The sequence below is a fragment of the Xanthobacter sp. SG618 genome (assembly GCF_012932745.1).
Classification (GTDB): domain Bacteria; phylum Pseudomonadota; class Alphaproteobacteria; order Rhizobiales; family Xanthobacteraceae; genus Xanthobacter; species Xanthobacter flavus.
The window spans coordinates 366490-390769 of the sequence record NZ_JABBHL010000005.1; the positions used below are offsets into that span (position 1 = coordinate 366490).

General features: G+C 68.4%; 19 protein-coding genes. 8 read left to right on the forward strand and 11 right to left on the reverse strand.

Annotated features, from left to right (window positions below):
- Nucleotides 1–15: 15 nt before the first annotated feature.
- Together FHT36_RS16210 and FHT36_RS16215 are read left to right on the forward strand one after the other, a co-directional pair.
- Nucleotides 16–702, forward strand: a complete 687-nt coding sequence (locus tag FHT36_RS16210) for a response regulator transcription factor (RefSeq protein WP_169123509.1) — start codon at nucleotides 16–18, stop codon at nucleotides 700–702.
- A gap of 47 nt (nucleotides 703–749) precedes the next feature.
- Nucleotides 750–1229, forward strand: coding sequence for a Crp/Fnr family transcriptional regulator (locus FHT36_RS16215; protein ID WP_024281374.1), 480 nt, complete (start codon nucleotides 750–752; stop codon nucleotides 1227–1229).
- A 24-nt stretch (nucleotides 1230–1253) separates the two neighbouring features.
- On the opposite strand, the gene FHT36_RS16220 is transcribed toward FHT36_RS16215, so the two are convergent.
- The 3 genes from FHT36_RS16220 to FHT36_RS16230 form a co-directional block, all read right to left on the reverse strand.
- Complete coding sequence (locus FHT36_RS16220) at nucleotides 1254–2525, reverse strand: methyl-accepting chemotaxis protein (protein WP_169123510.1); 1272 nt, start codon at nucleotides 2523–2525, stop codon at nucleotides 1254–1256.
- 146 nt (nucleotides 2526–2671) lie between these two features.
- Nucleotides 2672–3916, reverse strand: coding sequence for a chromate efflux transporter (gene chrA, locus FHT36_RS16225; protein WP_169123511.1), 1245 nt, complete (start codon nucleotides 3914–3916; stop codon nucleotides 2672–2674).
- A gap of 137 nt (nucleotides 3917–4053) precedes the next feature.
- The gene (locus tag FHT36_RS16230) at nucleotides 4054–5415 is read right to left on the reverse strand and encodes a dicarboxylate/amino acid:cation symporter (RefSeq protein WP_169123512.1); all 1362 of its coding nucleotides are present in this window, start codon (nucleotides 5413–5415) and stop codon (nucleotides 4054–4056) included.
- A gap of 282 nt (nucleotides 5416–5697) precedes the next feature.
- Between FHT36_RS16230 and FHT36_RS16235 the strand changes: the two genes are divergently transcribed.
- Together FHT36_RS16235 and FHT36_RS16240 are read left to right on the forward strand one after the other, a co-directional pair.
- Complete coding sequence (locus tag FHT36_RS16235; protein WP_246702263.1) at nucleotides 5698–7566, forward strand: ATP-binding protein; 1869 nt, start codon at nucleotides 5698–5700, stop codon at nucleotides 7564–7566.
- Nucleotides 7563–8930, forward strand: coding sequence for a sigma-54 dependent transcriptional regulator (locus FHT36_RS16240; protein ID WP_169123513.1), 1368 nt, complete (start codon nucleotides 7563–7565; stop codon nucleotides 8928–8930). The genes FHT36_RS16235 and FHT36_RS16240 overlap by 4 nt, the downstream gene beginning before the upstream one ends.
- A 15-nt stretch (nucleotides 8931–8945) precedes the next feature.
- Here the strand turns inward: FHT36_RS16240 and FHT36_RS16245 are convergent, their stop codons facing one another.
- The 4 genes from FHT36_RS16245 to FHT36_RS16260 are packed head-to-tail and all read right to left on the reverse strand — an operon-like array spanning nucleotide 8946 to nucleotide 11754.
- Nucleotides 8946–9788: a GNAT family N-acetyltransferase gene (locus tag FHT36_RS16245; RefSeq protein ID WP_169123514.1), complete on the reverse strand. Its 843-nt coding sequence runs from the start codon at nucleotides 9786–9788 to the stop codon at nucleotides 8946–8948.
- A gap of 14 nt (nucleotides 9789–9802) precedes the next feature.
- A complete protein-coding gene (locus tag FHT36_RS16250; protein ID WP_169123515.1) occupies nucleotides 9803–10546 on the reverse strand; it encodes a pyrimidine 5'-nucleotidase in 744 nt (247 codons plus the stop codon).
- Between the two features lie 14 nt (nucleotides 10547–10560).
- On the reverse strand, nucleotides 10561–10908 hold the full coding sequence (locus tag FHT36_RS16255; protein WP_169123516.1) for a lysozyme inhibitor LprI family protein: 348 nt from the start codon (nucleotides 10906–10908) through the stop codon (nucleotides 10561–10563).
- A 24-nt stretch (nucleotides 10909–10932) separates the two neighbouring features.
- Nucleotides 10933–11754 carry an MOSC domain-containing protein gene (locus tag FHT36_RS16260; RefSeq protein WP_169123517.1) on the reverse strand — a complete coding sequence of 274 codons (822 nt, stop codon included), beginning with the start codon at nucleotides 11752–11754 and terminating at the stop codon, nucleotides 10933–10935.
- A 326-nt stretch (nucleotides 11755–12080) separates the two neighbouring features.
- Here FHT36_RS16260 and clpB point away from each other — a divergent pair, with 326 nt between their 5' ends.
- The 4 genes from clpB (at nucleotide 12081) to FHT36_RS16280 (ending at nucleotide 18257) form a co-directional block, all read left to right on the forward strand.
- Entirely contained in the window at nucleotides 12081–14726 is a 2646-nt protein-coding gene (gene clpB, locus FHT36_RS16265) for an ATP-dependent chaperone ClpB (protein ID WP_169123518.1), read from the forward strand.
- Between the two features lie 165 nt (nucleotides 14727–14891).
- Entirely contained in the window at nucleotides 14892–16340 is a 1449-nt protein-coding gene (locus tag FHT36_RS16270) for a DUF1254 domain-containing protein (protein WP_169123519.1), read from the forward strand.
- Between the two features lie 265 nt (nucleotides 16341–16605).
- Nucleotides 16606–17763, forward strand: coding sequence for a hypothetical protein (locus FHT36_RS16275; RefSeq protein WP_169123520.1), 1158 nt, complete (start codon nucleotides 16606–16608; stop codon nucleotides 17761–17763).
- Nucleotides 17764–17837: 74 nt separating this feature from the next.
- Nucleotides 17838–18257 (forward strand): DUF2267 domain-containing protein, encoded by a 420-nt coding sequence (locus FHT36_RS16280; protein ID WP_169123521.1) that lies wholly within the window; start codon nucleotides 17838–17840, stop codon nucleotides 18255–18257.
- Nucleotides 18258–18263: 6 nt separating this feature from the next.
- Here the strand turns inward: FHT36_RS16280 and FHT36_RS16285 are convergent, their stop codons facing one another.
- The 4 genes from FHT36_RS16285 to FHT36_RS16300 form a co-directional block, all read right to left on the reverse strand.
- Entirely contained in the window at nucleotides 18264–19190 is a 927-nt protein-coding gene (locus FHT36_RS16285; RefSeq protein ID WP_169123522.1) for a hypothetical protein, read from the reverse strand.
- A gap of 118 nt (nucleotides 19191–19308) precedes the next feature.
- Nucleotides 19309–20238, reverse strand: a complete 930-nt coding sequence (locus FHT36_RS24745) for a hypothetical protein (protein WP_169123523.1) — start codon at nucleotides 20236–20238, stop codon at nucleotides 19309–19311.
- A gap of 30 nt (nucleotides 20239–20268) precedes the next feature.
- Nucleotides 20269–21195 carry a hypothetical protein gene (locus tag FHT36_RS16295; protein ID WP_169123524.1) on the reverse strand — a complete coding sequence of 309 codons (927 nt, stop codon included), beginning with the start codon at nucleotides 21193–21195 and terminating at the stop codon, nucleotides 20269–20271.
- A 190-nt stretch (nucleotides 21196–21385) separates the two neighbouring features.
- On the reverse strand, nucleotides 21386–23380 hold the full coding sequence (locus tag FHT36_RS16300) for a M23 family metallopeptidase (RefSeq protein WP_348644480.1): 1995 nt from the start codon (nucleotides 23378–23380) through the stop codon (nucleotides 21386–21388).
- Nucleotides 23381–24280 lie beyond the last annotated feature (900 nt).

Here is a 24280-nt window from a genome sequence, read left to right on the forward strand (position 1 = left end):
GCGCAGGAGGAATTGATGGCCAATGCGTGGAAAATCCTGGTGGTCGAGGACGACCCGGAGCTGCGCGATGCGCTGATCGAGCAGCTCGCGCTCCAGGACGAATTCGAGCCCGTGGGCGCGGACACCGCCGGCGGCGCCGTCGAGCAGGCGAAAAACGGGGCGATCGACCTCGTCATCATGGATGTGGGCCTGCCCGACATGGACGGGCGCGACGCCGTGCGCCAGATGCGCCGCAACGGCTTCAAGGCGCCCATCCTGATGCTGACCGGCCACGACACCGACAGCGACACCATCATGGGGCTGGAGGCCGGCGCCAACGACTATATCGTGAAGCCGTTCCGCTTCGCGGTGCTGCTGGCGCGCCTCAGGGCGCAGATGCGCTCGCACGAGGCGAGCGAGGATGCGGTGTTCGCCATCGGTCCTTATTCCTTCCGGCCGGGCGCCAAGCTCCTCCTCACCGATCGCGGCTCCAAGATCCGTCTCACCGAGAAGGAGACGGCCATCCTGCGCTATCTCTACCGGGCCGGGAAAAATCCGGTGCCACGGGAAACGCTGCTGCAGGAAGTGTGGGGCTATAATTCCGGCGTCACCACGCATACTCTGGAAACCCACATCTACCGCCTGCGCCAGAAGATCGAGCCCGATCCTTCCAATCCCACCCTTCTTGCGACCCAGGCCGGGGGCTACAAGCTCGTGCCCTGACGGCCGGGCCTCACCATCATGCACAGCCACTTGAGGAAAAGTCGTCCGTGAGCATCGACAGGGACATCGCGCTGCTCCGGGGGGTCGCCACCTTCGATCTGCTCAGCGACGGCGCCGTGCGCCTGCTCGCCCAGAGCGCCGAGGAGATGCGGCTCGCCGAGGGTGACGTGCTGTTCCGCGCCAACGAGACGTCGGACGGGGCCTATGTGGTGGTCTCCGGCCGGCTGCGGATGCTCGACGAGCGGATTCCCGGCGCCCCGCGCCTGCTCAAGCAGGTGACGGCCGGCGCGCTCATCGGCGAGACCGCCCTCATCATCCCCACCCCACGCCCCGCAACTGCCGTGGCGGGGGAGGAGACGGTGGTTATCCGCCTGCCGCGCGAGGCGTTCACCAAGGTTCTGGAACGCTATCCCGAGGTCACCGCCAAGTTCCGCCGCGCCATCGCCCGCCGGCTGGAAGGCACGCTGCGCGCCCTCGACGGCGTGCGCGTGAAGCTGGAAGAGCACCGCCAGCGCCGCCGGCGCTGACGGGTAGAGTCCCAAGCCGCCGCTTCAGGCCGCGGCGGATACGCCCTTCGATCGGCGGGGCGTGAGGCGCGCCATCTGCGTCAGGGCGTCGGCCGAGAGGGCATCCATGGCCATATAGGCGTCGATGGCCCCGCCCATGTCGCCGCTCGCCGTGCCCGCGACGATCCGCTCGCCGCAGGCCGCCAGCTGCCGGCCGAGCGCCGCCAGCAGGGACAATACCGCCGGATCTTCCACCGCCGCCCCGTCGATCCCGGCAAAGCCGCCCCCGAGCGGGGCGTTGCGCGCCTGGAATCCGCGGAGATCGGCGGCGGTCACGCCGGCGAGGCATTCGGCGAGGCTCCGCTTCCACGCCATGTGATCGGACTTGAGGCGGCGGATCGCGGCGGTGGCGCCGGCCCCGGCCGAGGCGCGGGAGATGAGGTCGCCGGCGATGGCATCGGCGCGGCCGAGCAGGCCGGCGGCGGTGGCGGAATCGGTCTCGTTCTGGTTGGCGAGCCGGGCGATCTCGCCGAGCCGGTCGGCGAGGTCGCGCAAGGCCGCGCGCCGCTCGCCCAGCATCACGGCGATACGTCCCACCCCGTCGGTGGAGGCGCTGACGCGGGTCTCGATGCCGTCCATGTCGGTCATCACCGATTCGACGATGGCGCGTCCCTCCTCGACCCGGGTGGCGCCGGCGCCCATGGCGTCCAGCATGTCCTTCACCACCACGGACAAGGCCTGGAGCTGGTCGCGGATGAGGTCGGTGGTGCGCGAGGCTTCCTCGGACAGGGCCTTGACCTCGGCCGCGACCACCGCGAACCCGCGCCCCGCTTCGCCCGCCCGCGCCGCCTCGATGGTTGCGTTCAGCGCGAGCAGCTTGGTCTGCCGCGAGATGGAGCCAATTGAGGTGGCGAAGCCGCCGATGGACTGGGTGGTGGAATTCAGGTGGGCGAGCCGCGCCTCCAACTCGCCGAACGCCGCGGCGATGCCGCTCATGGCCTGCCCGGCGGTGCGCGTCTTGGCCGCGCCGGAGGTGACGAGCCGCAGGGCGTCCCCGGTCTCCTTCCCCGCATCGGCGCCGAGCTGGGCGATGGTCTCGATGGTGGCGGCGATCTGCGCCACGGCGGAGGAGGCTGAGGTGGTCTCGCCGGCGAGCTTGCGCGCATTGCCGTTGGACCAGGCCATCAGGCACAGGATTTCGTTGAGGTTGGCCGAGATGTCCACGGCCGGCCCGAGCGCTTCCAAGGTGTACGGACCGCTCGGGGATGCGGGCGGCCCCGCGACGGAGGACGTCGGTGCCGTGCTGGATGTCGCCATGGGGTGCCTTGCTTCCTCCGGGCGTCCCCCGCCGCGGATGCGCATGGCGCTCCGCCGGTCTTGAGCGCGGATCGGGGACGTCGCCGCAGCATGCCGGGCGAGGCTTGCGCGAGCCTGAGGTCGGCGGGTCCCGCCGCGCGATGGCCCTAATAGAGCCCGGTCAGGAACGGCCCGAGCACCGCCAGCACCACCACCACGGCCAGCGGCGGCACCTTCCACACCGTGAGCAGCAGGAAGCCGGTGACGGCGGCGGCGAAATCCATCGGCCGCAGCACGGCGCCGGTGAAGACCGGGGTGTAGAGCGCGGCACCGAGGATGCCCACCACCGCCGCATTGGCCCCGCGCATGGCGGCCTGCGCCAGTGGCTGGCTCCGCAGCGCGCCCCAGAAGGGCAGCATGCCCGTCACCAGCAGGAGGCCGGGCAGGAACACCGCCACAAGCGCCACCGCCGCGCCGGTGACCCCGCCGGCCGGGGGCGCCATCACCGCGCCGAGCCAGGCGGCGAAGGTGAAGAGCGGGCCTGGCACCGCCTGGGCGAGGCCGTAGCCGGCGAGGAACTGGCTGGGCAGGACCCAGCCGGTGGTCACCACTTCCGCCTGCAGCAGCGGCAGCACCACATGGCCGCCGCCGAACACCAGCGCGCCGGAGCGATAGAAGGAGTCGAACACGCCGATATAGGGCGATGCCGCCTTGAAGACCGGCGGCAGCACCAGCAGCAGAGCGAAGACCACGAGCAGGATCACGCCCGTCCGCCGCGAGAGGGGCACCGGCAGGTGGCCGGGGGCCGGCGTCTCGGCAGGGGTTTCGTCCCGGCACAGCACCAGCCCGGCAATCGCGCCCATGGCGATGGCCGCCACCTGGCCGAAGCTGCCGGCGGCGAGCGTGACCATGACGATGGCGCTGAGCGCGATGCCGGCGCGCGGCTGGTCGGGGGCCAGCGTCCGCGCCATGCCCCACACCGCCTGCGCCACCACGGCGACGGCGACGAGCTTGAGGCCATGCAGGATACCGCCGATGACGCCACCGCTGAGGGCGGACATGCCGACATAGGAGGAGAGAAGCGCCAGCGCCGCGAGCAGGATGGCCGAGGGCAGGGTGAAGCCGGCCCACGCGGCGAGCCCGCCGAGGAAGCCGCCGCCGCGGATGAGCCCGAGGGCGAAGCCGAGCTGGCTGGAGGCCGGGCCGGGCAGGAACTGGCAGAGCGCCACGAGGTCGGCATAGCCGGCATCGTCGATCCAGCGACGGCGTTCCACGAGCTCGGCGCGGAAATAGCCGAGATGGGCGATGGGCCCGCCGAAGGACATGAGTCCCAGCTTCAGGAAGGCCCGGAACACCTCGCCGGGAGAGCCCGCCGAATTCTCTTCCGGCGTTTCGACCGCTTCATCTGCCATGGTCAGCTCCCGATCCAGAGGGTCTGGATGTCACCGCCGCCTTGGCTGGTCAAGCGGGGCGGGGCGGACAAGAAAAAGCCCGCCTCCGAAGAGGCGGGCAGCTGGGGAGGACCCGTGTCGCGCAGAGCGCGGTGACCTCAGGCGACGGCCTTCACGCCGGGGGCGGTGGAGATGAGGCCTTCGTCGAACTCGTCTTCCAGCGAGATGGGCTCGCCGTCGAGCACGCGCAGCAGCTTCGCCTTATCCAGCTCGCCTTCCCAGCGGGCGACGACGATGGTGGCCACCGCATTGCCGACGAAGTTGGTGAGCGCGCGGCATTCGGACATGAAGCGGTCGATGCCGAGGATGAGGGCGAGGCCCGCCACCGGAACCGACGGCACCACCGAGAGCGTCGCGGCCAGCGTGATGAAGCCGGCGCCGGTGATGCCGGCCGCGCCCTTGGACGAGAGCATGGCGACGAGCAGCAGCAGGACCTGCTCTTCCAGCGACAGGTGGATGCCGGTGGCCTGGGCGATGAACAGCGCCGCCAGCGTCATGTAGATGTTGGTGCCGTCGAGGTTGAAGGAATAGCCCGTGGGGATCACGAGGCCGACCACCGACTTGGCGCAGCCGGCGCGCTCCATCTTCAGCATCAGGCCGGGCAGGGCGGCTTCCGAGGAGGAGGTGCCGAGCACGAGGAGCAGTTCCTCGCGGATGTAGCGCAAGAGCTTCCACAGGGAGAAGCCGTTGTAGCGGGCCACGAGGCCGAGCACGATGAACACGAACAGCGCCGCCGTGAGATAGAAGGTGGCGATCAGGAAGGCGAGGTTCTTCACCGAGCCGATGCCGTACTTGCCGATGGTGAAGGCCATGGCGCCGAACGCGCCGATGGGCGCCGCCTTCATCACGATGGCCACCAGCCGGAACATGGCGTGGGAGGCCGCGGTGAGCACCTTGAGCACCGGGGTGCCGAGATCGCCCACGCCGCCGAGCGCGATGCCGAACAGCACGGCGAAGAACAGCACCTGCAGGATGTCGCCATTGGCCATGGCGGACACCGGCGTCGCCGGGATGATGTCCATCAGGAAGCCGATGATGGAGGCGTCATGCGCCTTCGCCGCATAGGTGGCGACGGCCTTGGGATCCAGCGTCTTGGGATCGATGTTGAGCCCGGCGCCGGGCTGCACCACGTTCGCCACGATGAGGCCGATGACGAGGGCCAAAGTGGAGAAGGTGAGGAAGTAGATCATGGCCTTGCCGGCCACACGGCCGACCTTGCCCATGTCGCGCATGCCGGCGATGCCGGTGACGACGGTGAGGAAGATGACCGGCGCGATCACCATCTTCACCAGCTTGATGAAGGCGTCGCCCAGCGGCTTCAGGCTGGCGCCGAAGTCCGGATAGAAATGGCCGAGCAGGGAGCCGGCGATGATCGCGACGATCACCTGGAAATAAAGGTGGTGGTAGAACTTGCGCGGATAGTGATGGGGCGCGGGATGCGCCGGAATCGCATGGGCCATCTCAGGACCTTCCTCCGCCGGGCCGTTGGTGCCTCTTGCGGCCGCTCTGGCCTGGGCACTTCGGGATCGGATGCTTCGTTAAGGGCCGGCGCAGCGCGCCGCTCGACGCCTCCCCCTGCGCAAGGCGCATGCCAGTTCCGAGCGTGGCGCGGGACACGGGCAACAGACTGATTCGCAACCCTTTTTCCGAGAAGCCCCGCCGCGCCTCTCGACACCGCGTGCGGTGAGGCGCACATTGCCGGCAAATGCTGTGCGGAAATCCGCACAGGAGGAGGGCGTGCCTTGGCCGAGCCGGGCGTCGAACAGAGCCCAGAACCCGCGTCCCGCCGTCGCCTGCTGACCGTGGGCGGTGCCGCGCTCGCAGCGCTTGCGCTGATGGTCGCGCTCGACCGGGTGGCGGACTATGCGGCGCGGCGCTGGGCGGTGGCGCAGGTGGCGGCTTCCGCCGAGACGGCGGCGGCGCTGCGGGTCGCGGTGCTGCGCAGCGAGATCGACAAGCAGCGCTCCTTGCCGGTGGTGCTGGCGCAGGACCCGGAAGTGCGCGGCGCGCTGGAGGCGCCCGACCCGGCCCGCCTCGATGCCCTCGACCAGCGGCTTGATGCCCTCGCCGAGCAGGCACGCACCGGCGTCATCTATCTCATCGATGCCGAGGGCCACACGGTGGCGGCGAGCAACTTCCGCACCCCGGAAAGCTTCCTCGGCTCCGACTACGGCTTCCGCCCCTATTTCCGCATCGCGCTGGCCGATGGGCGGGCGGAGCATTTTGCCTTCGGCACGGTCAGCCGCAAGCCGGGCCTCTATCTGGCGCAGCGGGTGGAGGCGCAGGGCCGGGTGCTCGGCGTCCTCGTGCTGAAGGCCGAGTTCGACGGGCTGGAAGCCGAATGGCGGCGCTTCGCCGAGCCCACCTTCGTCACCGACGAGCGGCATATCGTGCTCATCGCCTCCGAGCCGGCCTTCCGCTTCCGCACCACCGTGCCGCTCGATCCGGTGGAGCGCGACGCCATCCGCGAGAGCCTGCAGTTTGGCGATTCGCCCCTCACGCGCCTCGATCTCGGCCCCTCGCCGGAGGAAGGCGGGGTGCTGCGCCTGCGGCTGCCCGGCCGCAGCACGGCGCAGGATTTCGTGGCGGTGGACATGCCGGTCCCTTCCACCAGCTGGACGCTCACCGTGCTCGCGCCCACCGCCGCCACCACGCGCCTCGCCACCACCGCGGCCCGGGCCTCGGCGGCGCTGGCCGGCGTGGTCGGCCTCGGCTCGGCCGGCGTGTGGTGGACCCGCCGCCGCCGCCGCGTCCGGGCGCTGGCGCGGGAAGCGGAGGCGCGGCGCGCGCTGGAGGCCCGTGTCGTCGAGCGCACGGCGGAGCTGTCCGCCGCCAATGCGCAACTGGTGACGGAGATGGAGGAGCGCCGCCGCGCGCGCCTCGCCTTCGACGCCTTGCAGGACGAGCTGGTGCAGGCCTCCAAGCTCGCCGTGCTCGGCCAGATCGCCGCCGGCGTCGCCCATGAGGTGAACCAGCCGGTGGCGGCCATCCGCACCTTCGCGGAGAATTCCCGCGCCTTCCTCGATCGCGGCGAGCCCGCCGCCGCAGCTGCCAATCTCGACACCATCGCGGCCCTGACGGAGCGCATCGGCGCGATCACCGGAGAGCTGCGCGCCTTCGCCCGCAAGTCCGCCGCCCGCATCGAGCCGGTGGCGCTCGCCCCGGTCATCGATGGCGCGCTGCTGCTGATGCGCTACCGCCTCTTGCAGACCGACATCGCCCTCGCCCTCGACATCGACCGCCCGGACGTGGCGGTGACCGGCGACCGCATGCGCCTCGAGCAGGTGCTGGTGAACCTCATCCAGAACGCGGCCGAGGCCATCGGCACCAGGCGCGACGGGGAAATCCGCATCAGCGTCGAGACTCGCCCCGACACGGTGGTGGTGACCGTGGCGGACAACGGTCCCGGTTTGCCGGAGGAGATGCTGGGCGCCCTGTTCCTGCCCTTCACCACCACCAAGCCGCAGGGGCTGGGGCTGGGCCTCGTCATTTCCAAGGACATCATCGCCGAGTGCGGCGGCACCCTGAAGGTGGAGAATGACGGCGGCGCCGTCTTCACCGTCACCCTGCCCCGCGCCCAAGGACTGGACAACGGAGCCGGCAGGGCATGACAGAACTTCCCGTGGACGTGGCCTTCATCGACGACGACGCGGTGCTGCGCGCGGCCAACGTGCAGGCGCTGATGCTCGCCGGCCTCACGGTGGCCGGCTACGGCTCGGCGATGGAGGCGCTGGAGGTGATCGACGCGGACTTCCCCGGTGTCGTCGTCACCGACGTGCGCATGCCGCGCATCGACGGGCTGGAGCTGTTCCGCCGGCTGAAGGCGCGCGATGCGGACCTGCCGGTGATCCTCGTCACCGGCCACGGCGACATCGCCATGGCGGTGGATGCCATGCGCGAGGGCGCCTACGATTTCCTCGCCAAGCCCTATGCCTCCGAGCGGCTGGTCGCCAGCATCCGCCACGCGCTGGACCGCCGCCGGCTGGTGCTAGAAAACCGCGAGCTGAAACGTGCCGTCGCCACCACGCAGGACGACCTGCCGCTGCTCGGCACCAGCGCGGTAATGGCGCGGCTGCGGCAGATGCTGCGCCAGATCGCCGACGCCGACGTGGACGTGCTGGTGGAGGGAGAGACCGGCTCCGGCAAGGAGGTGGTGGCGACCGCGCTCCACCGCTGGAGCCGCCGCGCCGCGCGCCCGCTGGTGGCGGTGAATTGCGGGGCCCTGCCGGAGACGGTGATCGAGAGCGAGCTGTTCGGCTACGAGGCGGGCGCCTTCACCGGGGCGCTCAAGAAGCGGGTGGGGCGCATCGAGCACGCCCATGGCGGCACGCTCTTCCTCGACGAGATCGAGGCCATGTCGGCCGCCCTCCAGGTGAAGCTGCTGCGCGTGCTGGAGGCGCGCGAGATCGCGCCGCTGGGCACCAACGAGACGCGCCGGGTGGACATCCGCGTGGTCGCCGCCTCCAAGGTGGACCTGCCGGCGCTGGTGCGGCAGGGCAGCTTCCGCGAGGATCTTTATTACCGTCTCCACGTCGCGTCGGTCCGCATCCCGGCCCTGCGCGAGCGGCGCGGCGACGTGCCCCTGCTGTTCGGCCACTTCCTCGCCCGCGCCGCCGAGCGCTTCAACCGCCCCCCGCCGGAGCTGGACGCCGGCGTGCTGCGCCATCTCGCCGAGCATGACTGGCCGGGCAATGTGCGCGAGCTGGTGCATTATGCCGAGCGCGTGGCGCTGGGGCTGGTGGAGCCGGAGCAGCCGTCCGCCCCGGCGGAGGCCGGCGGCGGGAAGGGCACCCTGCCGGAGCGGGTGGATGCCTTCGAGGCGCAGGAAATCCGCGCCGCGCTGGAAGCCAACAAGGGGGATGTGCAGGCCACCGTGGCCGCCCTCGGCATTCCCCGCAAGACCTTCTACGACAAGCTCCGCCGCCACGGCATCGACCAGGCGGCCTATCGCGCAGAGCGTGCGCCGGGGCGGTGAGGGCCCCGCCGCCCCTCACCCTAGCTCGAAGGTTGTGATGCCGAAGATGCGGTCGAGCGGCAGATCCGGCCCCGTGCCGCGATACATGCGGCCGGTCTCGAACACCGGGGCGAGCCCCGCCCCCTCGGCGAGGGCGCGGGCGGCGGGATTTGGGTCGGGAATGTCGAGGAAGACCTGATCGCCGGCCGCCGTCAGCGCGAGGGTGGAGAAGAGCGCCCCGGCCACCTCGGCGCCATCGGCGAAGAGCGGGCCGATCTTCCATCCCGCGCGACAGCGGCGGATGACGCCATAGCCCTTCACCGCGCCGTCCTCCACGAAGACGCAGGCGCGCCCCTGCGGCGGCGCCAGCCAGGCCTTCAGGAAATCCGGGCGGGGAAAGCCGAAGCAGGCGCGGTCCAGCGCCGTCACGGCATCGAGGTGCGCGGGGGTGATGTCCACCACGCGCGGGTCGGGCGCGGCCTCCGGCGCCATGCCGCCGAAGCGGAAATTGGCGTAGGCGCGCACGAAGCCGTCGCGGGCATAGGTGCCCTGCTGCTCCACCACCGCATCGAGCCCCACCGGCCCGTCGAGCGTGCGGAAGGTGTCCTGCCACAGCGCGAGGCCATGGCCCTCGCCGCGCAGGTCCGGACGGCAGATGTAGAAGCCGATGAAGGCGAAGCCGCCCGCATAGCGCGTCGCCGAGATGACCGCGCCCAGTGCGCCGTCGAGGAAGAGGCCGCGGAATGCATGGGTGTCCTGCGCGATGAAGGCGGCGGCGTCGGCAAGGCCGGGGTTCCAGCCCTCGCGGGCGGCCCAGTCCACGGCGGTGTCCACCTCGGCGCGGGTGAGGGTGCGGATGCTGCGGGTGGCGCCGTCCATGGCGGGGTCCTCCCTTACTCCGGGTCGGCCGGGAGCGGCGGGGGCAGGTCGCGGGCGACCGTCTCGAGGAAGCCGGCGAGGTCTTCCGTCACGTGGTTCACATAGGCGTCCTCGCGGCCCTCGAACTCCCAGCTCTCGCGCGCCGCCACCGTCTGGCCGGGGGGCACCACCAGAACCGTCACCATGCCGAGGCGGTGCGGTACTTCCAGATTGCGGGCGAGGTCCTCGAACATGGCGGCGCGGGTCGCTTCCACCCCATGGGCGCGCAGGAAGCGCTCATAGGCTTCCTCGGTGGGCTTGGGATGGAATTCGGCGGCCACGATGTCGTGGACGGCGGTGAAGTGCGCGTCCATGCCGAGCTTTTCCAGCACGTTGCGGGCGTGGCGCTCGGAGCCATTGGTGTAGACGAGCTTCTGCCCCGGCAGCGCCTCGATGGCGGCGGCGAGGCGGGGGGAAGCGTCCAGCGTGGAGAGGTCCACGTCGTGCACATGGGCGAGGAAGGCGGCCGGCTCCACCCCGTGCTCGATCATCAGCCCGCGCAGGGACGTGCCGTAGCGCCGGTAATAATCCTTCTGGATGCGGAACGCCTCCTCGGGCGCGATGCCGAGGAGGTTGGAGATATACGCCTTCATCCGGGCGTCAATCTGGCCCCAGAGGTCGTGCTGGGCGGGATAGAGGGTGTTGTCGAGGTCGAACACCCAGGTGTCGACGCGATCGAACGTCGCCGATGAAAGCGCTGCGGGAGAAGGCAAAATCATCGGCGGACCATGCCTCAGAACGGGCCGCGGGAATAGATGTCGGAGAGCATCCCCTCGATGGCGCGGATGCGGGTCTGGTAGGCGGCGGAGATGCAGGCCGCGTCGGCCTTGCAGGCGGCCCGCTCCACCAGCCAGGCGCGCTGGTCGTCCTGGATCGCGCCGCGCTGGCCCATGCCGACCATCTTGGTGATGACGCCGTAGAGCGTCGCCATCTTCACGTCGAGCTGGGCGAGGTCGCAGCTCTTGCAGATGGCCACCTCGTCAGGCGCGCTGACGCCGGTGCAGCTGAAGCTCGCGGCGGAGGCGGGGACGATCAGTGCGGTGGCGAGCGCGGCGGCGAGGAAAGCGGACTTCAGGCGCATGACGGTTCTCCCGGAAGCGGTGGATCAGTCGGCGGCGGGGCGGATGATGTCGCCCACCGCCACCCGGCCGGAGCGCACCACCTTGGCATAGATACCGCAGTCAGCGTGGCCGTAGGCGGACACAAGCCCTTTCACCACATTGAGGTCGCGGGCGGCGGTCGCGGGGTTCACGTTCACCGCCGCGCAGCGCTCGGTGCGCTTGAGGATGGCGATGCGCGCCGTGCCCACATCGAGCCGCACGCCGGACAGCTCCAGCTCCGCACCCGCCGGCCAGCCCTCCAGATGCAGGTTCATGCGGAAGCGGCGGGGATCCAGCTCCGCCTCCATCCGCGCGCCGAGGTCGCGCACGCTCGCGAGGTTGAGCAGAGAGAGGAAGCCCGACCGCAGCGAATCGGTGAAGCGGAAGCCCTCCGGCGCGGTGAGCAGCTTCAAAGGGCCGCGCGCCTCCTCGCCCATATAGAAGGTGAGGAAGGCCTCCACCTCCGCCCGGCCCTCGGGCGTCGACAGGTTGGCCGAGACCACCTCGTGTCCGTCGAGGGAGAGCGTGAGCGTTGCCGTCGCCGGGTCATAGCGGGAGGCGAGGGCGGCGAGTCGTGTGTCCCGCATCAGCATGAGGAAGGCGGTCTTCTGTCGGTAGGACGGCTCCGCCGGATTAAAGCCGCTGGGGCCGTTCTCCACCGCATAGAGGCGATCATTGGGGAAGTAGGCGCCGGCGGTCAGCTCCACCGCATCCAGCGCCTCGGGCGACAGGCCCTTCACCGGATGGCGGTAAAGGGCGGTGACGGTGGCGGGGGGAAGACCTGTGGCCGGAATGGCGGGGGCGGAAGAGACGGACGGCACGGGCATGCGGGGCGCTCCTTCGGGTCCGGAGGCCCCGGCGTCCCATGCCCCGCCGGCCCGGTCAAGGGCGGGCGAATTTTCACCTGGATCAAGGCCATGGCGGCGCGCCCGACCTAGCGTTCGAGGCGTGGAGGGCGGTGGCGGCGCGGTTTGGCCCGGCCGGCTTGAAATCGTGCAGCCACCCCCTTCCGTTGCCGCGGGGCCACACCCACATGAGGCACGGCGCAGGTTTGTTCCGCCTGCGCGACGGTAGCCGGGGATGCCGGGACCGTGTCCCGCCGTGCTCCTTATGCTTCTTGGAAGGTATCGGGCGCGGGAAGGAGGAGAGACAGATGAATTTTGAGATCTATACCGAGCGCGCGCGAGGCTTCGTCCAGTCCGCCCAGTCGCTGGCGGTGCGGGAAGGCAACCAGCAGTTCACGCCGGAGCACCTCCTGAAGGTGCTGATGGACGATCCCGAAGGCCTGTGCTCGGGCCTCATCCAGCGCGCGGGCGGCAATCCCGTGCTGGTGCGCGCCGAGGTGGAAGCGGCGCTGAAGAAGCTGCCGAAGGTGTCGGGCGGCTCGGGTCAGGTGTACCTGTCCCAGCAGCTCGCCAAGGTGTTCGAGACCGCCGAGCAGGCGGCCAAGAAGGCGGGGGACGGATACGTCACCGTCGAGCGTCTTCTTCTGGCCCTCGCCATCGAGAAGGACACCGACGCCGGCAAGATGCTGGCGAAGGCGGGCGTGACCCCGCAGACCCTGAACGCCGCCATCGAGGCGCTGCGCAAGGGCCGCACCGCGGACAGCGCCACCGCCGAGAATGCCTATGACGCGCTGAAGAAGTACGCCCGCGACCTCACCCAGGCCGTGCGGGACGGCAAGCTCGACCCGGTCATCGGCCGCGACGAGGAGATCCGCCGCACCATCCAGGTGCTGGCGCGCCGCACCAAGAACAACCCCGTGCTCATCGGCGAGCCCGGCGTCGGCAAGACCGCCATCGTGGAAGGTCTCGCCCGCCGCATCGTCGATGGCGACGTGCCCGAGAGCCTGAAGGGCAAGAGCCTGCTCGCCCTCGACATGGGCTCCCTGATCGCCGGCGCGAAGTATCGCGGCGAGTTCGAGGAGCGCCTGAAGAGCGTGCTCTCGGAAGTCGAGGGCGCGGAAGGCGGCATCATCCTGTTCATCGACGAGATGCACACCCTCGTCGGCGCCGGCAAGACCGACGGCGCGATGGATGCGTCCAACCTGCTGAAGCCCGCCCTCGCCCGCGGCGAGCTGCACTGCGTCGGCGCGACCACGCTCGATGAATACCGCAAGCACGTGGAGAAGGACGCGGCCCTGGCCCGTCGTTTCCAGCCCGTCTTCGTCTCCGAGCCCACGGTGGAGGATACCGTCTCCATCCTGCGCGGCCTGAAGGAGAAGTACGAGTTGCACCACGGCGTGCGCATCACCGACTCCGCGCTCGTCTCGGCGGCGGTTCTGTCCAACCGCTACATCACCGACCGCTTCCTGCCCGACAAGGCCATCGACCTTGTGGACGAGGCGGCCTCGCGCCTGCGCATGCAGGTGGATTCGAAGCCCGAGGAGCTGGACAGCCTCGATCGCGAGATCATGCGTCGCAAGATCGAGCAGGAGGCCCTTAAGAAGGAGACCGACACCGCCTCCAAGGATCGCCTGAAGCGGTCCGAGAAGGAGCTGGCGGACCTTGAGGAGAAGGCCTCCGTCCTCACCTCCAAATGGAAGTCCGAGAAGGAGAAGCTGGGCGAGGCGACCACCGTCAAGGCCAAGCTCGACCAGGCGCGGGCGGACCTCGCCACCGCGCAGCGGCAGGGCGAATACCAGAAGGCCGGCGAGCTGACCTATTCGGTCATTCCCGATCTGGAGAAGAAGCTCGCCGACATCGAGAAGGCGGGCGGCACCGGCGGCGGCAGCATGGTGGAAGAGGCGGTGACGCCCAGCCACATCGCCGGCGTCGTCTCCCGCTGGACCGGCGTGCCGGTGGACAAGATGCTCGAGGGCGAGCGCGAGAAGCTGCTGCGCATGGAGCTGGAGCTGGCGAAGCGCGTGGTGGGCCAGTCGGAGGCCGTGGCCGCCGTGGCCACCGCCGTGCGCCGTGCCCGCGCCGGCCTGCAGGACCCGAACCGGCCCATCGGCTCGTTCCTCTTCCTCGGCCCCACGGGCGTCGGCAAGACGGAGCTGACCAAGGCGCTGGCCGAGTTCCTGTTCGACGACGAGACGGCGATGGTCCGCATCGACATGTCGGAATACATGGAGAAGCACTCCGTGAGCCGGCTGATCGGCGCCCCTCCCGGCTATGTGGGCTATGACGAGGGCGGTGCCCTCACCGAAGCCGTGCGGCGCCGGCCCTATCAGGTGGTGCTGTTCGACGAGGTGGAGAAGGCGCATCCGGATGTGTTCAACGTCCTCCTGCAGGTGCTCGACGACGGGCGCCTGACGGACGGGCAGGGCCGCACGGTGGACTTCCGCAACGTGCTCATCATCATGACCTCGAACCTCGGTGCCGAGTTCCTCGCCGATCCGCGCCAGCCCATGGGCTTCAAGGTGCCGGGCCACGAGGGCGAGCAGGTGGTTTCCGACGAGGAGGCCTACGACATGGTGATGGGGGCCGTGCGGCGTCACTTCCGCCCGGAATTCATCAACCGGATCGACGAGATCGTCATGTTCCACCGCCTGAAGCGGGACCAGATGGACCACATCGTGGACATCCAGCTGGGCCGGCTGCGCAAGCTGCTGGAGGATCGCAAGATCACCATCGAGCTCTCCCCGGAGGCGCGCAGCTTCCTCGCCGAGAAGGGCTACGACCCGGCCTATGGCGCGCGCCCCCTGAAGCGCACCATCCAGAAGCTGGTGCAGGACCCGCTTGCCGAGAAGATCCTCGGCGGCGAGATCCTCGACGGCGCCAAGGTGAAGGTGGGGCTGGACGGCGGGCACCTCACCTTCGCCAGCGAGGCGGCCAAGGTGGATCAGGCGGCCTGAAGGCACGCTTATACCGCTTGAGAATACGAGGCCCCCGGCGTCCGCGCCGGGGGCCTTTTTCGTGGCGCCCGCGGTCAATCCCGGACGCGACGAACGGTGATGGTCAAGCTAAGCTCGCGCCCAATCCGGAGCGACAACGCTCCCGCCCACGCGAGAAGGCCACCCATGCTGTCCAAGCGACATTTCCTGAAGATCCTGGCCGCCGGCGGCGTTGCCGGCCCCGCTCTCTCGCTGATGCCCGGCCTTGCGCCCGGCGCGGCGCGCGCGGCGGACCGCCCCGGCTTCTTCAAGGCGAAGGACATCGCCGAGGCCGGCTTCATCTATGGCCTGCCCATCGTGATGAATTACGGCGTCATGTACGAGTACGTGGTCGACCGGAACTCCGGGCAGTTCAAGGCGCCGTTCAACCAGCTCTACAACGAGGCCCGCGTCTTCACCTGGCAGGACACCTCGGTGCCCACGCCCAACAGCGACACGCCCTATTCCCTCGGCTGGCTGGACCTGCGCGCCGAGCCCATCGTCATCTCCGTGCCGGCGGTGGAGAAGGCGCGCTATTACTCGGTCCAGCTCGTGGACGGGAACACCTTCAATTACGGCTATATCGGCAGCCGCGCCACCGGCAACGACGCCGGCGACTATCTGGTGGTGGGGCCGGGCTGGACGGGCGAGACGCCGGCCGGCATCCGCAAGGTCTTCCGCGCCTCCACCGAGTTCGCGCTCACCATCTTCCGCACCCAGCTGTTCAATGCCGCGGATATCGAGAACGTGAAGAAGGTGCAGGCGGGCTATCAGGTGCGCCCGCTCTCCGCCTTCCTCGGCAAGGCTGCGCCCGCCGCCGCGCCGCAGGTGGACTTCCCGAAATTCTCCAAGGATCTCGTCCGCACCGAATTCTTCGAGTTCCTGGATTTCGCGCTCCAGTTCGCCCCGGTCCGGCCGGAGGAGAAGGCCATCCGCGAGCAGCTCGCCAGCATCGGCGTGGGCGCCGGCAAGACCTTCGATTTCAAGAGCCTGTCGCTGGAGGACAAGGCGGAGATCCTCATCGGCCTCAAGGAGGGCCAGCGCAAGGTGACCGAGGCGGTGGCGGCCTTCGGCACGGATGTGAACGGCTGGCGCGTGGGCTCGCCGGCGGGCGATGCCGCCTTCTTCAACGGCGACTGGCTGCTGCGCGCCGTGGGCGCCCAGGCCGGCATCTATGGCAATGACGCGGTGGAGGCCACCTACCCGATGACGCGGGTGGACGCCGACGGCCAGACCCTCGACGGCTCGAAGCACAATTACACGGTGACCTTCCCGGCCGACGCCCTGCCGCCGGTGAACGCCTTCTGGTCGGTGACCATGTACGACGGCAAGACCCAGCTGCTCATCAAGAACCCCATCGACCGCTACCTCATCAACTCCCCCATGCTGGAGAGCCTGAAGCGCAACGCCGACGGCTCGCTCACCCTCTACATCCAGAACAAGTCCCCCGGCGCGGACAAGGAGAGCAACTGGCTCCCCGCCCCGGACGGCCCCATCTACATGGTGATGCGACTCTACTGGCCCAAGGAAAACCCGCCCTCGATCCTGCCCCCCGGCAAGGGCACGTGGAAGCCGCCGGGGGTGAGGAAGGGGTGAGGGGGAGAGCAGTTGCACAGCCGTTAGGGCCGAAGCTTCGGAGGTCTTGAGGGGGATGGACCCCGAATGTGATGTCCGGGGGCGGGTAGGTGGACGCTGCGTGAATTGCTGCAGGACTATATGTTAGGCCTGTGGCAAAAGATCAGACATTAGCCTAGCGGCAACAAAACTAACTTTGAGGTCGACGGTGGCTGCTAACCCGCGTCGAATAACACGGCAATCGCCGAGCATCGTTAACTTTAGCCTCTGGCGGCTAGCGACCAGAATGGAAGTTAGTGAATTTTTGAAGAGGGACAGGACGACTAAGCAGCCTGCGCCTCCGCAACGGGGGCGCAGCAACGCCTTGGTAGTCAGGACTCATCTTCGGCCCGTTGACGTTTACGCTTATCTTCGCGCGCGCTTCGGCGAGCCGAACGCATTTCAGAATATCCTACGTCGTGATGATAGCGATAATTGGATTCATTGGGATTTCAATATTAAATCAGATGGCGTTGATATTTACATTGCGGGCACCTCTCGCGAAATTCATTTCATGGTTGGGGAGGCGTTGACCGATCGGGAATGGAAAGCGCTGATTTTGGGGTTCCGCAGCGAGTTCGCAAGACTAGGTCGTGAAAAATCGGAAATGACCAGGACTTTCGAGAAATTTTTTGTCTTTCAGAATAAGTACGTTGCTTTAGCTAATATCTGTGCGGAGCTTCATGAAATCCTCGTAGACATGCCGCCATTCGAGCCTATTCGACCTCGAAAGGCCTCCTTAAAAAATCCGAACTACCTAGCCGCGCCATTACGACGTGCTGGCGAGCGGGCTAGCACGTTATATGGCGCATGTGTCCAGCTTTCGCTGCTCACGCCGGTACTAGCCGAGGCCTACATCAACATGTTCGCGTTGATTCTTCGGCATCCAAATCTGCGGCATGATTGGAACGCCTATCATGCGTTTGTTCGAGAGCATATTCCCAACCGTATCGGGCGGCTTCACGAGGTATGCTTCGGCATGGGGCCTGTAGACCGTCAGACAGAAGCGTATGGCCGCTTCATGTCAGTGATGAACAAGCGGAACTTCAACATACATGGAAACGTAGATCCGGAACGCGAAGCGATCGAAACCATATATTTCGAGGGTAGGCGCCCTCTGTATTCGGAATCAGGCCATCATATTGGCCGGTTTTTTGCAGATTTGGAAAATTTACATCGGCCTGACGTCGTAATTTATGACTATGAAGCCGTCCACGCTTTTCTACATGAATTGACGACCTACCTCACTCCATCCGTCGCGTTCTTCTTGTCGAACGTGATTGACGACCCGTACCCCGGCTTCGAGACTCGTCAAAAACGCGTCACCCGGATTTTGCCGAACCAGTTGATGATGGGGGTTTTTGGACAGCTTAGATACGACGATGACCTCCGTGTAAGTTGGTGAGGGGTTGCTCGCCTAAAGAGGGTCTGTTCACCCTTATCGCCTGTAGTCCAAATCGCCCAGCCCATCCGGCCCCCATGCCCATCCCCCTCGACCTCCAGCACGCCACCGAAGAGTTCGACCGCTTCCTCGCCGATGCGCGGGATACGGCGGGGCTCGGCACGCGCAATCAGGCCTACACCATGGTGGATGGCGTGTTGCGGGTGTTCCGGCGGCGGCTGTCGGTGGAGGAGGCGATCCGCTTTGCTGGGGTGCTGCCGCCGGTGCTGCGGGCGATCTTCGTGGCGGACTGGGACCCAGCGGAGCCGCGCCGGCCGTTCGCGGATCGGGCGGCAATGACCGCCGAAGTGCAGGACCTGCGCCGGCACCACAATTTCGCGCCGGCCTCGGCCATCGCCGACGTTGCGGCGGCGCTCAGGCGGAACATGGACGCGGACAAGCTCGACCGCGTCCTCGCCACCCTGCCGGAGGGGGCCGCCGACTTCTGGAAGGCGTGACGCCCCCTATTTCCCCCGCGCCGCCTGCACCAGGTCTTCCGCCCGCTTCACCGCGCCGGCGAAGAAGGGCAGGCTTGGTGCGGCCTTGACGAAGCAGGCGCGGAAGGCGTCGCCGCCGGCTTCGCGGACGGTCTCGGCTTCCTTCCAGCGCGGGTCCTCGTCGTTCTTGGTCTTGGCGGCGGCGTCCTCGAGCTTGGTGGCCTTGGCGTTGGCCTCCTTCCAGAGCTTCTCGCAGGCCGGCAGGGGCTTGATATTGGCCTTCAGGTCCGCCGTGCCCACCACCACGCGGCCGTCGCCGATGCGGGTGAAGACGATGCTGCTGGGCGGGTCGTTCTGCTGACCGGACTGGGTGAAGAGGCCGAGCGCCGCGGTGACGCTCTCGCCCTCGCCGGCCGTCACCGGCAGGTCCATGTACTTGATGAAGGCGGCATCCGTGCCGAGAACGGCGAAATAGAAGGGCTCGGTGCCCATGGCCCCCTTGAGGCCGAGGCGCAGCTCGGGGGCGGCGTCCTCTTCCTTCGCCCGGGCGGCGAGCCATTGGGTGAAGATCGGTTCCGGGGAGACGAAATAGCGGGTGGTGAGGTCCGCGCCGGAGAAGAGCAGGCCGTCCGGCTCCTTCGATTCCAGATAGTCCGGGTTCAGCGAGGACGGCATGAAGACGGGCTTCTTCTGCGTGCCCTTGAAGGCGAGCGGGCCGAGCAGGCCCACCATCCGCTTTTCCAGATCCTTCAGCAGCGGCGTGCTGAGCTTTTCGATGTCGCCGTCGCTCTTGCCCGCCTTCACGGCGGCGGCCACCTCGGCCTCGGCCTTGGTGTGGGCGGCGATGTAGTCCTCCGCCGGTCCCGCATGCGCCGGCGCACCGGCGAGAAGGCCCGCCGCGAGCAGGGCCGAAGCCAGCCGGAGGAGGGGGCGGCGGCGATCGGGGCGCGTCATGGGGACTCTCGTGTGCTGAAACGACAATGGCGGCGCAATCTGCGCCGCCATTGGTAAAAATCAATGGATGGCCCCGCCGCGTCTCCGGTCTTCCACCGGCACCGCGCGGGCTATGCGCTCACTGGCCCCGGGCGGTGGCGAGGAGGGCTTCGGCGCGCTTCACCGCGGCGGCGAGGAAGGGCTGGCCCTGGGCCTCCTTGGCGAAGCAGGTCCGGAAGGCGTTGGAGGCGTCCACGTCGGCCGTGTTCGCCTGCTCCCAGCGCGGATCATCCTCTTTCTTCGACTTCTCCGCGGCGGTGCGCAGCGCCTCCGCCTTGGCGCTCGCCGCCTTCCACGCCTTGTCGCACACGGGCAGCGACGTGATGCCCAGATCCACCGCGGCGTTTCCAACGGTGACCCGGCCGTTGGCCACGCGGGTGACGACCACCGCTTCGGGCAGCGTGTTGGAGGGAAGGTCCTGGCTGAACAGGCCCAGCGCCGCCCGCACCGTCTCGCCCTCCGCCGCCGTCACCGGCAGATCCATATAGCGGGAGAAGGCCGCCTCGGCGCCGATGGCGAGGGTGTAGAACTCCTCGCTTCCCACCGCCGCCGCGATCCCGCGGCCGAGGGCCGGGTCGGCGCCCTCCGCCTTCGCGCGCGCCGCCAGCCAGTTGGCGAACACCGGCTCGGGTGACACCAGAAGGTAGGTGGTGGCGTCCGCGTCGGAGAACAGGAGGCCGTCCGGCCCGCCGGATTCGATGCTGCCGTCCAGCAAGGTGGCGGGGGAGAAGCTGGCCGAAAATCCCTTGAAGCGGAGCGGGCCGATGAGCCCGCCCATCATCCGCTCCAGCGCCTTGCGCTCGGCGGCGTCGCGCTTCTCCAGATTTTCGGGGCTCGCGCCAGCCTTCTCCGCCTTGGCCAGCGCCGCCACGGCCTTGTCGCGGGCGGCGATATAGTCGTCGGCCGGTCCCGCCCCGGCACCGCCCGCCGAGGCCATGGCGAGGCCCAGTGCAAGCACGAAGGCGGGTCCATTCAGCAGGTTCGGCAGGCGTCGCGCGGGGCGGGTCATGTCAGGTCTCCGATCCGGGGAAAGGTGCGCTCACTGTCCGCGCGCGGTGGCGAGGAAGGCTTCCGCCTTCTTCACGGCGGCGGCGAAGAAGGGCTGGTTCGGCGCCTCCTTCATGAAGCAGGCGCGATAGGCGTTGGAGCCCTCGTCCTGGATCTTGGTGATCTCTTCCCAGCGCGGGTCCTGTTCCTTGTTGTCCTTCTCAACCTGCTTCTGCAGCGCGTCGGCCTTGGCCTTGAAGGGCTGCCAGATGGCGTCGCAGGCGGGAATGGGCTTGTCGCCGAGCTTCGCCATGGTCACGCCCACCATGGCCTTGCCGCCGCCGATCCGCACGATGGCGATCTCGTTGGGCGCGGTGTTGCCGGAGGGCTCCTCGGTCTGGAGGCCCAGCCAGGCGACGGCGGTCTCGCCCGGCACGGCGGCGACGGGCAGCTCGACATAAGGCTGGTAGAAGCCGCCGTCGGAGGCGATGGCGCTGGTGTAGAATTCGGGGGTTCCCGCCGCCGCCTTCACACCGGAGGCCAAGGCCGCCGGAGCGCCGTCATCCTTGGCGCGGGCGGCGAGCCAGGTGTTGAAGAGGCTGTCGGACGTCACCACCAGGCGGGTGTCGTAATCCTTGCTGGCGAAGGCGAGGCCGTCCAGCTCGCGGGAGGGGCCGCTCTCGTCATAGATCAGCAGCTGCAACGAGTATTTCGGCGCGCCCAGGCCCTTGAACTTGATCGGGCCGAGCACGGCGGTCAGGCGCTTGCCGAGGTCCTTGAGCGCGGCTTCCTCGCGCTTGACCACGGCATCATCCCCGCTCTTGCCGGCCTTGGCGGCGGCGATGGAGGCCGCGGTGGCCTTATCGCGGGCGGCGACATAGTCGCTCAGCGGATCGGCGGCGGCGAGCGCGGGCAACGCGGTGGAGAGGACGAGGGCGCAGGCGAGGGAACGAACCGAACCACGGAAGGGGCCGCTCATGGAGGCAGTCCTCTGGGAGAGAAAGGTTTGGCTTTCAACCGGTCGCAGCGGTAGCTGAACCGTTCCCAAGGTCAAGCTTTGTTTGTGGCGAAGTGCGGCCCCGCCTGCGGCGCCATTTCGCGGGTCCCGCGGTCTTTTGATGAAGCGTGTTCCGGCCCGCGCGCAGAGGCGTCGGGCCGGAACAGGGGGGTCAGTTGCTGGCGGCGCGGGTCTTGGAAGAGCCGGAGCCGGCGTTCGCCACCTTCGGCGGCACGGGGGCGTGGCTGAGCAGGGCCTCGATGCGCTCCCGCTCCTTCTTGAACTCGGCGAGGAACTTGCCGTCCAGCGCCCGGCCGCGCGGCAGGCGAATGCGCATGGGATCGACGAAGTTGCCGTTGATCTTCACCTCGTAGTGCAGATGCGGGCCGGTGGAGAGGCCGGTATTGCCGAGATAGCCGATGAGCTGGCCCTGGCGTACCGTCACGCCCTCGCGGATGCCACGGGCGAAGCCCGACTGGTGCGAATAGGTGGTGACGTAGCCGTTGGCGTGCTGGATCTCGGTGTGCTTGCCGTAGCCGGACTTCCAGTTGGCGTAGATGATGGTGCCGTTGCCCGCGGCATAGATGGGCGAGCCGATGGCGTCCGCCCAGTCCACGCCCGTATGCAGCTTGGAATAGCCGAGGATGGGATGGCGGCGATAGCCGAAGGGCGAGCGCATGATGCCGCCGGTCATCGGCTTTCTCACCAGGAACTTCTTCGCGCTCTTTCCGTCCTCGTCATAATAATCGACGAGCCCGTCGTCCGTGGTCTGGAAGCGGTAGTAGCGCCGCGTCTCCTTGTTCACGGTGAGGGCGGCATAGAGCACGTCGTTGGAAGCGCCCGGATCGTCCGAGAACAGCACCTCGAAATTGTCGCCCGGCTTCACCCGGCGCTGGAAGTCCACGTCGAAGGAATAGACGCGGATGATGTCGGCGATGACGCTGCGCGGCACGTCGTTGCGCAGCGCGGTCTCGTAGATGCTCTCATAGAGCCGGATGCCGGGGCCGCTGTCGTCCTCGTCCGTATCCTCGGAGACGCCGGCCATCTCGGTCTCGGAGGGCTCGGGCACATTCACGAACTCATCCTTGTCGGAGAGCGCGACGGTGCCCTCGTGGCCGAGGTCGCTGAAGATGGAGATGCGCAGCGGACGCACCCGCTTGTTCTCTTCCTGCAGCAGCAGGTGCATGCGCAGGCCGTCCTTCACGGTGCCGTCCCGGCCGCGCTGGAAGGCGGCGGCCGCGGCGCGGGCATCTTCCTTGGAGACGCCGTTGTCCATGAGGATGGAGACGATGGTGTCGCCCTTCTTCACCACCACGGTGGCGTCCGACCAGTCGTTGCCGCCGGAGGTCTCGTCGGAGGTCTTGGGCACGAAGCTGATATTGGCCGGGATGACCGGCACCGGCGCGTTGGCCGCGCCGGGGGGCGCGTGGCCGGCCGGGACCGCCGAGGCCGGCAGGCCGGGCGAGCCGAGCGCATTGCCGACGCTCGCATAGGACAGATAGGGCGCGGTGGCTGCCTGCGCCGCCGCCTGGGGCGCGAAGCCCGGCTGGGCGCCGACGATGGCGGCGGGCAGGCCGCCCTGGCCGGGTTGCACGCGGGTGAGCTCGGCCACCTCGCGCACCTTCACCAGCACGTTCTCCATGGACGTGCCGGCGCCCAGCCGGGTGCTCGGGGGCAGGCTGGAGATGTCGCGCATCACCAAGGTGACTTCGCCGGTGGGCTCGGCCTGGGGCGCGGTCTCGTCCTTGCTGGAATCGGCGACGAGCTGGGCAGGGTTGAAGCGCGGGATGTTGGTGGAGACCGACGTGGTGGACATGGCGAGGTTCGCCGCCACCCGTGTGAAGGGGCGTACCTTGATGATCTCGCGATCGCCCATCTTGGTCGCGGTGGAGACGCGGAAGGTCTGGCGGGCGGTGGCGGCGTCGCCGAGCAGCGACATGCGATCGCCCTTGCGGGCGGAATTGACCGGGCGCTCGCCCACGGCCAGCGCGCCGCGGATGGCATTGCGCACCTTTTCCGGCATGAGCGCGAAGCGATGTTCGCCGTCGAGCGCCGCATAGACGGCGCCGCCCATCAGGAAGGAACCACACAAGGCCGTGAGAAGCGTGGCGGCGAACCAGCGTACGGAGACGCGGCGCCGGTCGATGTCCTCTTCGTCTCCGTCCACCCCGAGCGGGGGGTCGTCGCCAAGTCCGGCAGCGCTCGTGGCGTCGCGCCAGTCCCCGGCTGATCGTCGATGGTACAAATCTGCGTCCCTCAGCTGCGTGCGCGCGTGCGGCGCACTGGCCGTTTCCCGCGAGAAGTCCTGTCGGAGCAAACGATCAGGACTCTCGCCAACACATTCGGCGAACAAGACGTTCGGCGAAGATGCCTGCCGCCTCACCACCCGTCAATGATGCGACGCAAACCGCGCCGTTCGAGGCGGCGCATGTGAGGGGGGCGAGACGGCGAAAGCATGGCGCGGGCCCTTGAATGGCCGCCGAGACCGGTCGCGGGTGGGGGCGGGAGGAGAAAGCGTCGAAACACCCTCTTTACGCGCGCGCACGCGAGGGCCGCTCCGGGACGGGTGCCGTGGGATGCGGTCGGCTCGGCGGAAATCCGGAGAAGCGAGCCGAAAAAGAATCGGAATTTTTCCATCGACCCTTCGCCGGCTGCGCTTCGGGCGGGTCTCGCGGCGCAACATGTCCACAGGCCGAAAATCGTTGCACTGCAACGGGTGGTGGCCTGGTAGGTGGGGATTTGCCCACAGCGTCATACGGGGTTCATGAAGGTCGAAAACGGGGGTGTTGACACCGGAAGGGGGTTCCCTCTATAAACCGCCCATCGACGACGCGCTGCCGCCGCCAACTGGACGGATCGACAGCGCGTCTCCGACGCTCCTCACGACTTTACTGTTGTGAAGCCGCCGGTTAAGAAGCCGGAGGATAACGCGTCGATCGGCCCCTCTAGGGCAGGGAGGCTTCGGCTTCCACCGCTGTTTGACATGTATGACAGAAGAAAGAGAAACGTGGACGGCGGAGTCCTTGCGGGGTCTCTTCTGGCTGAGAAGCTGGAACTGACCTGTGAG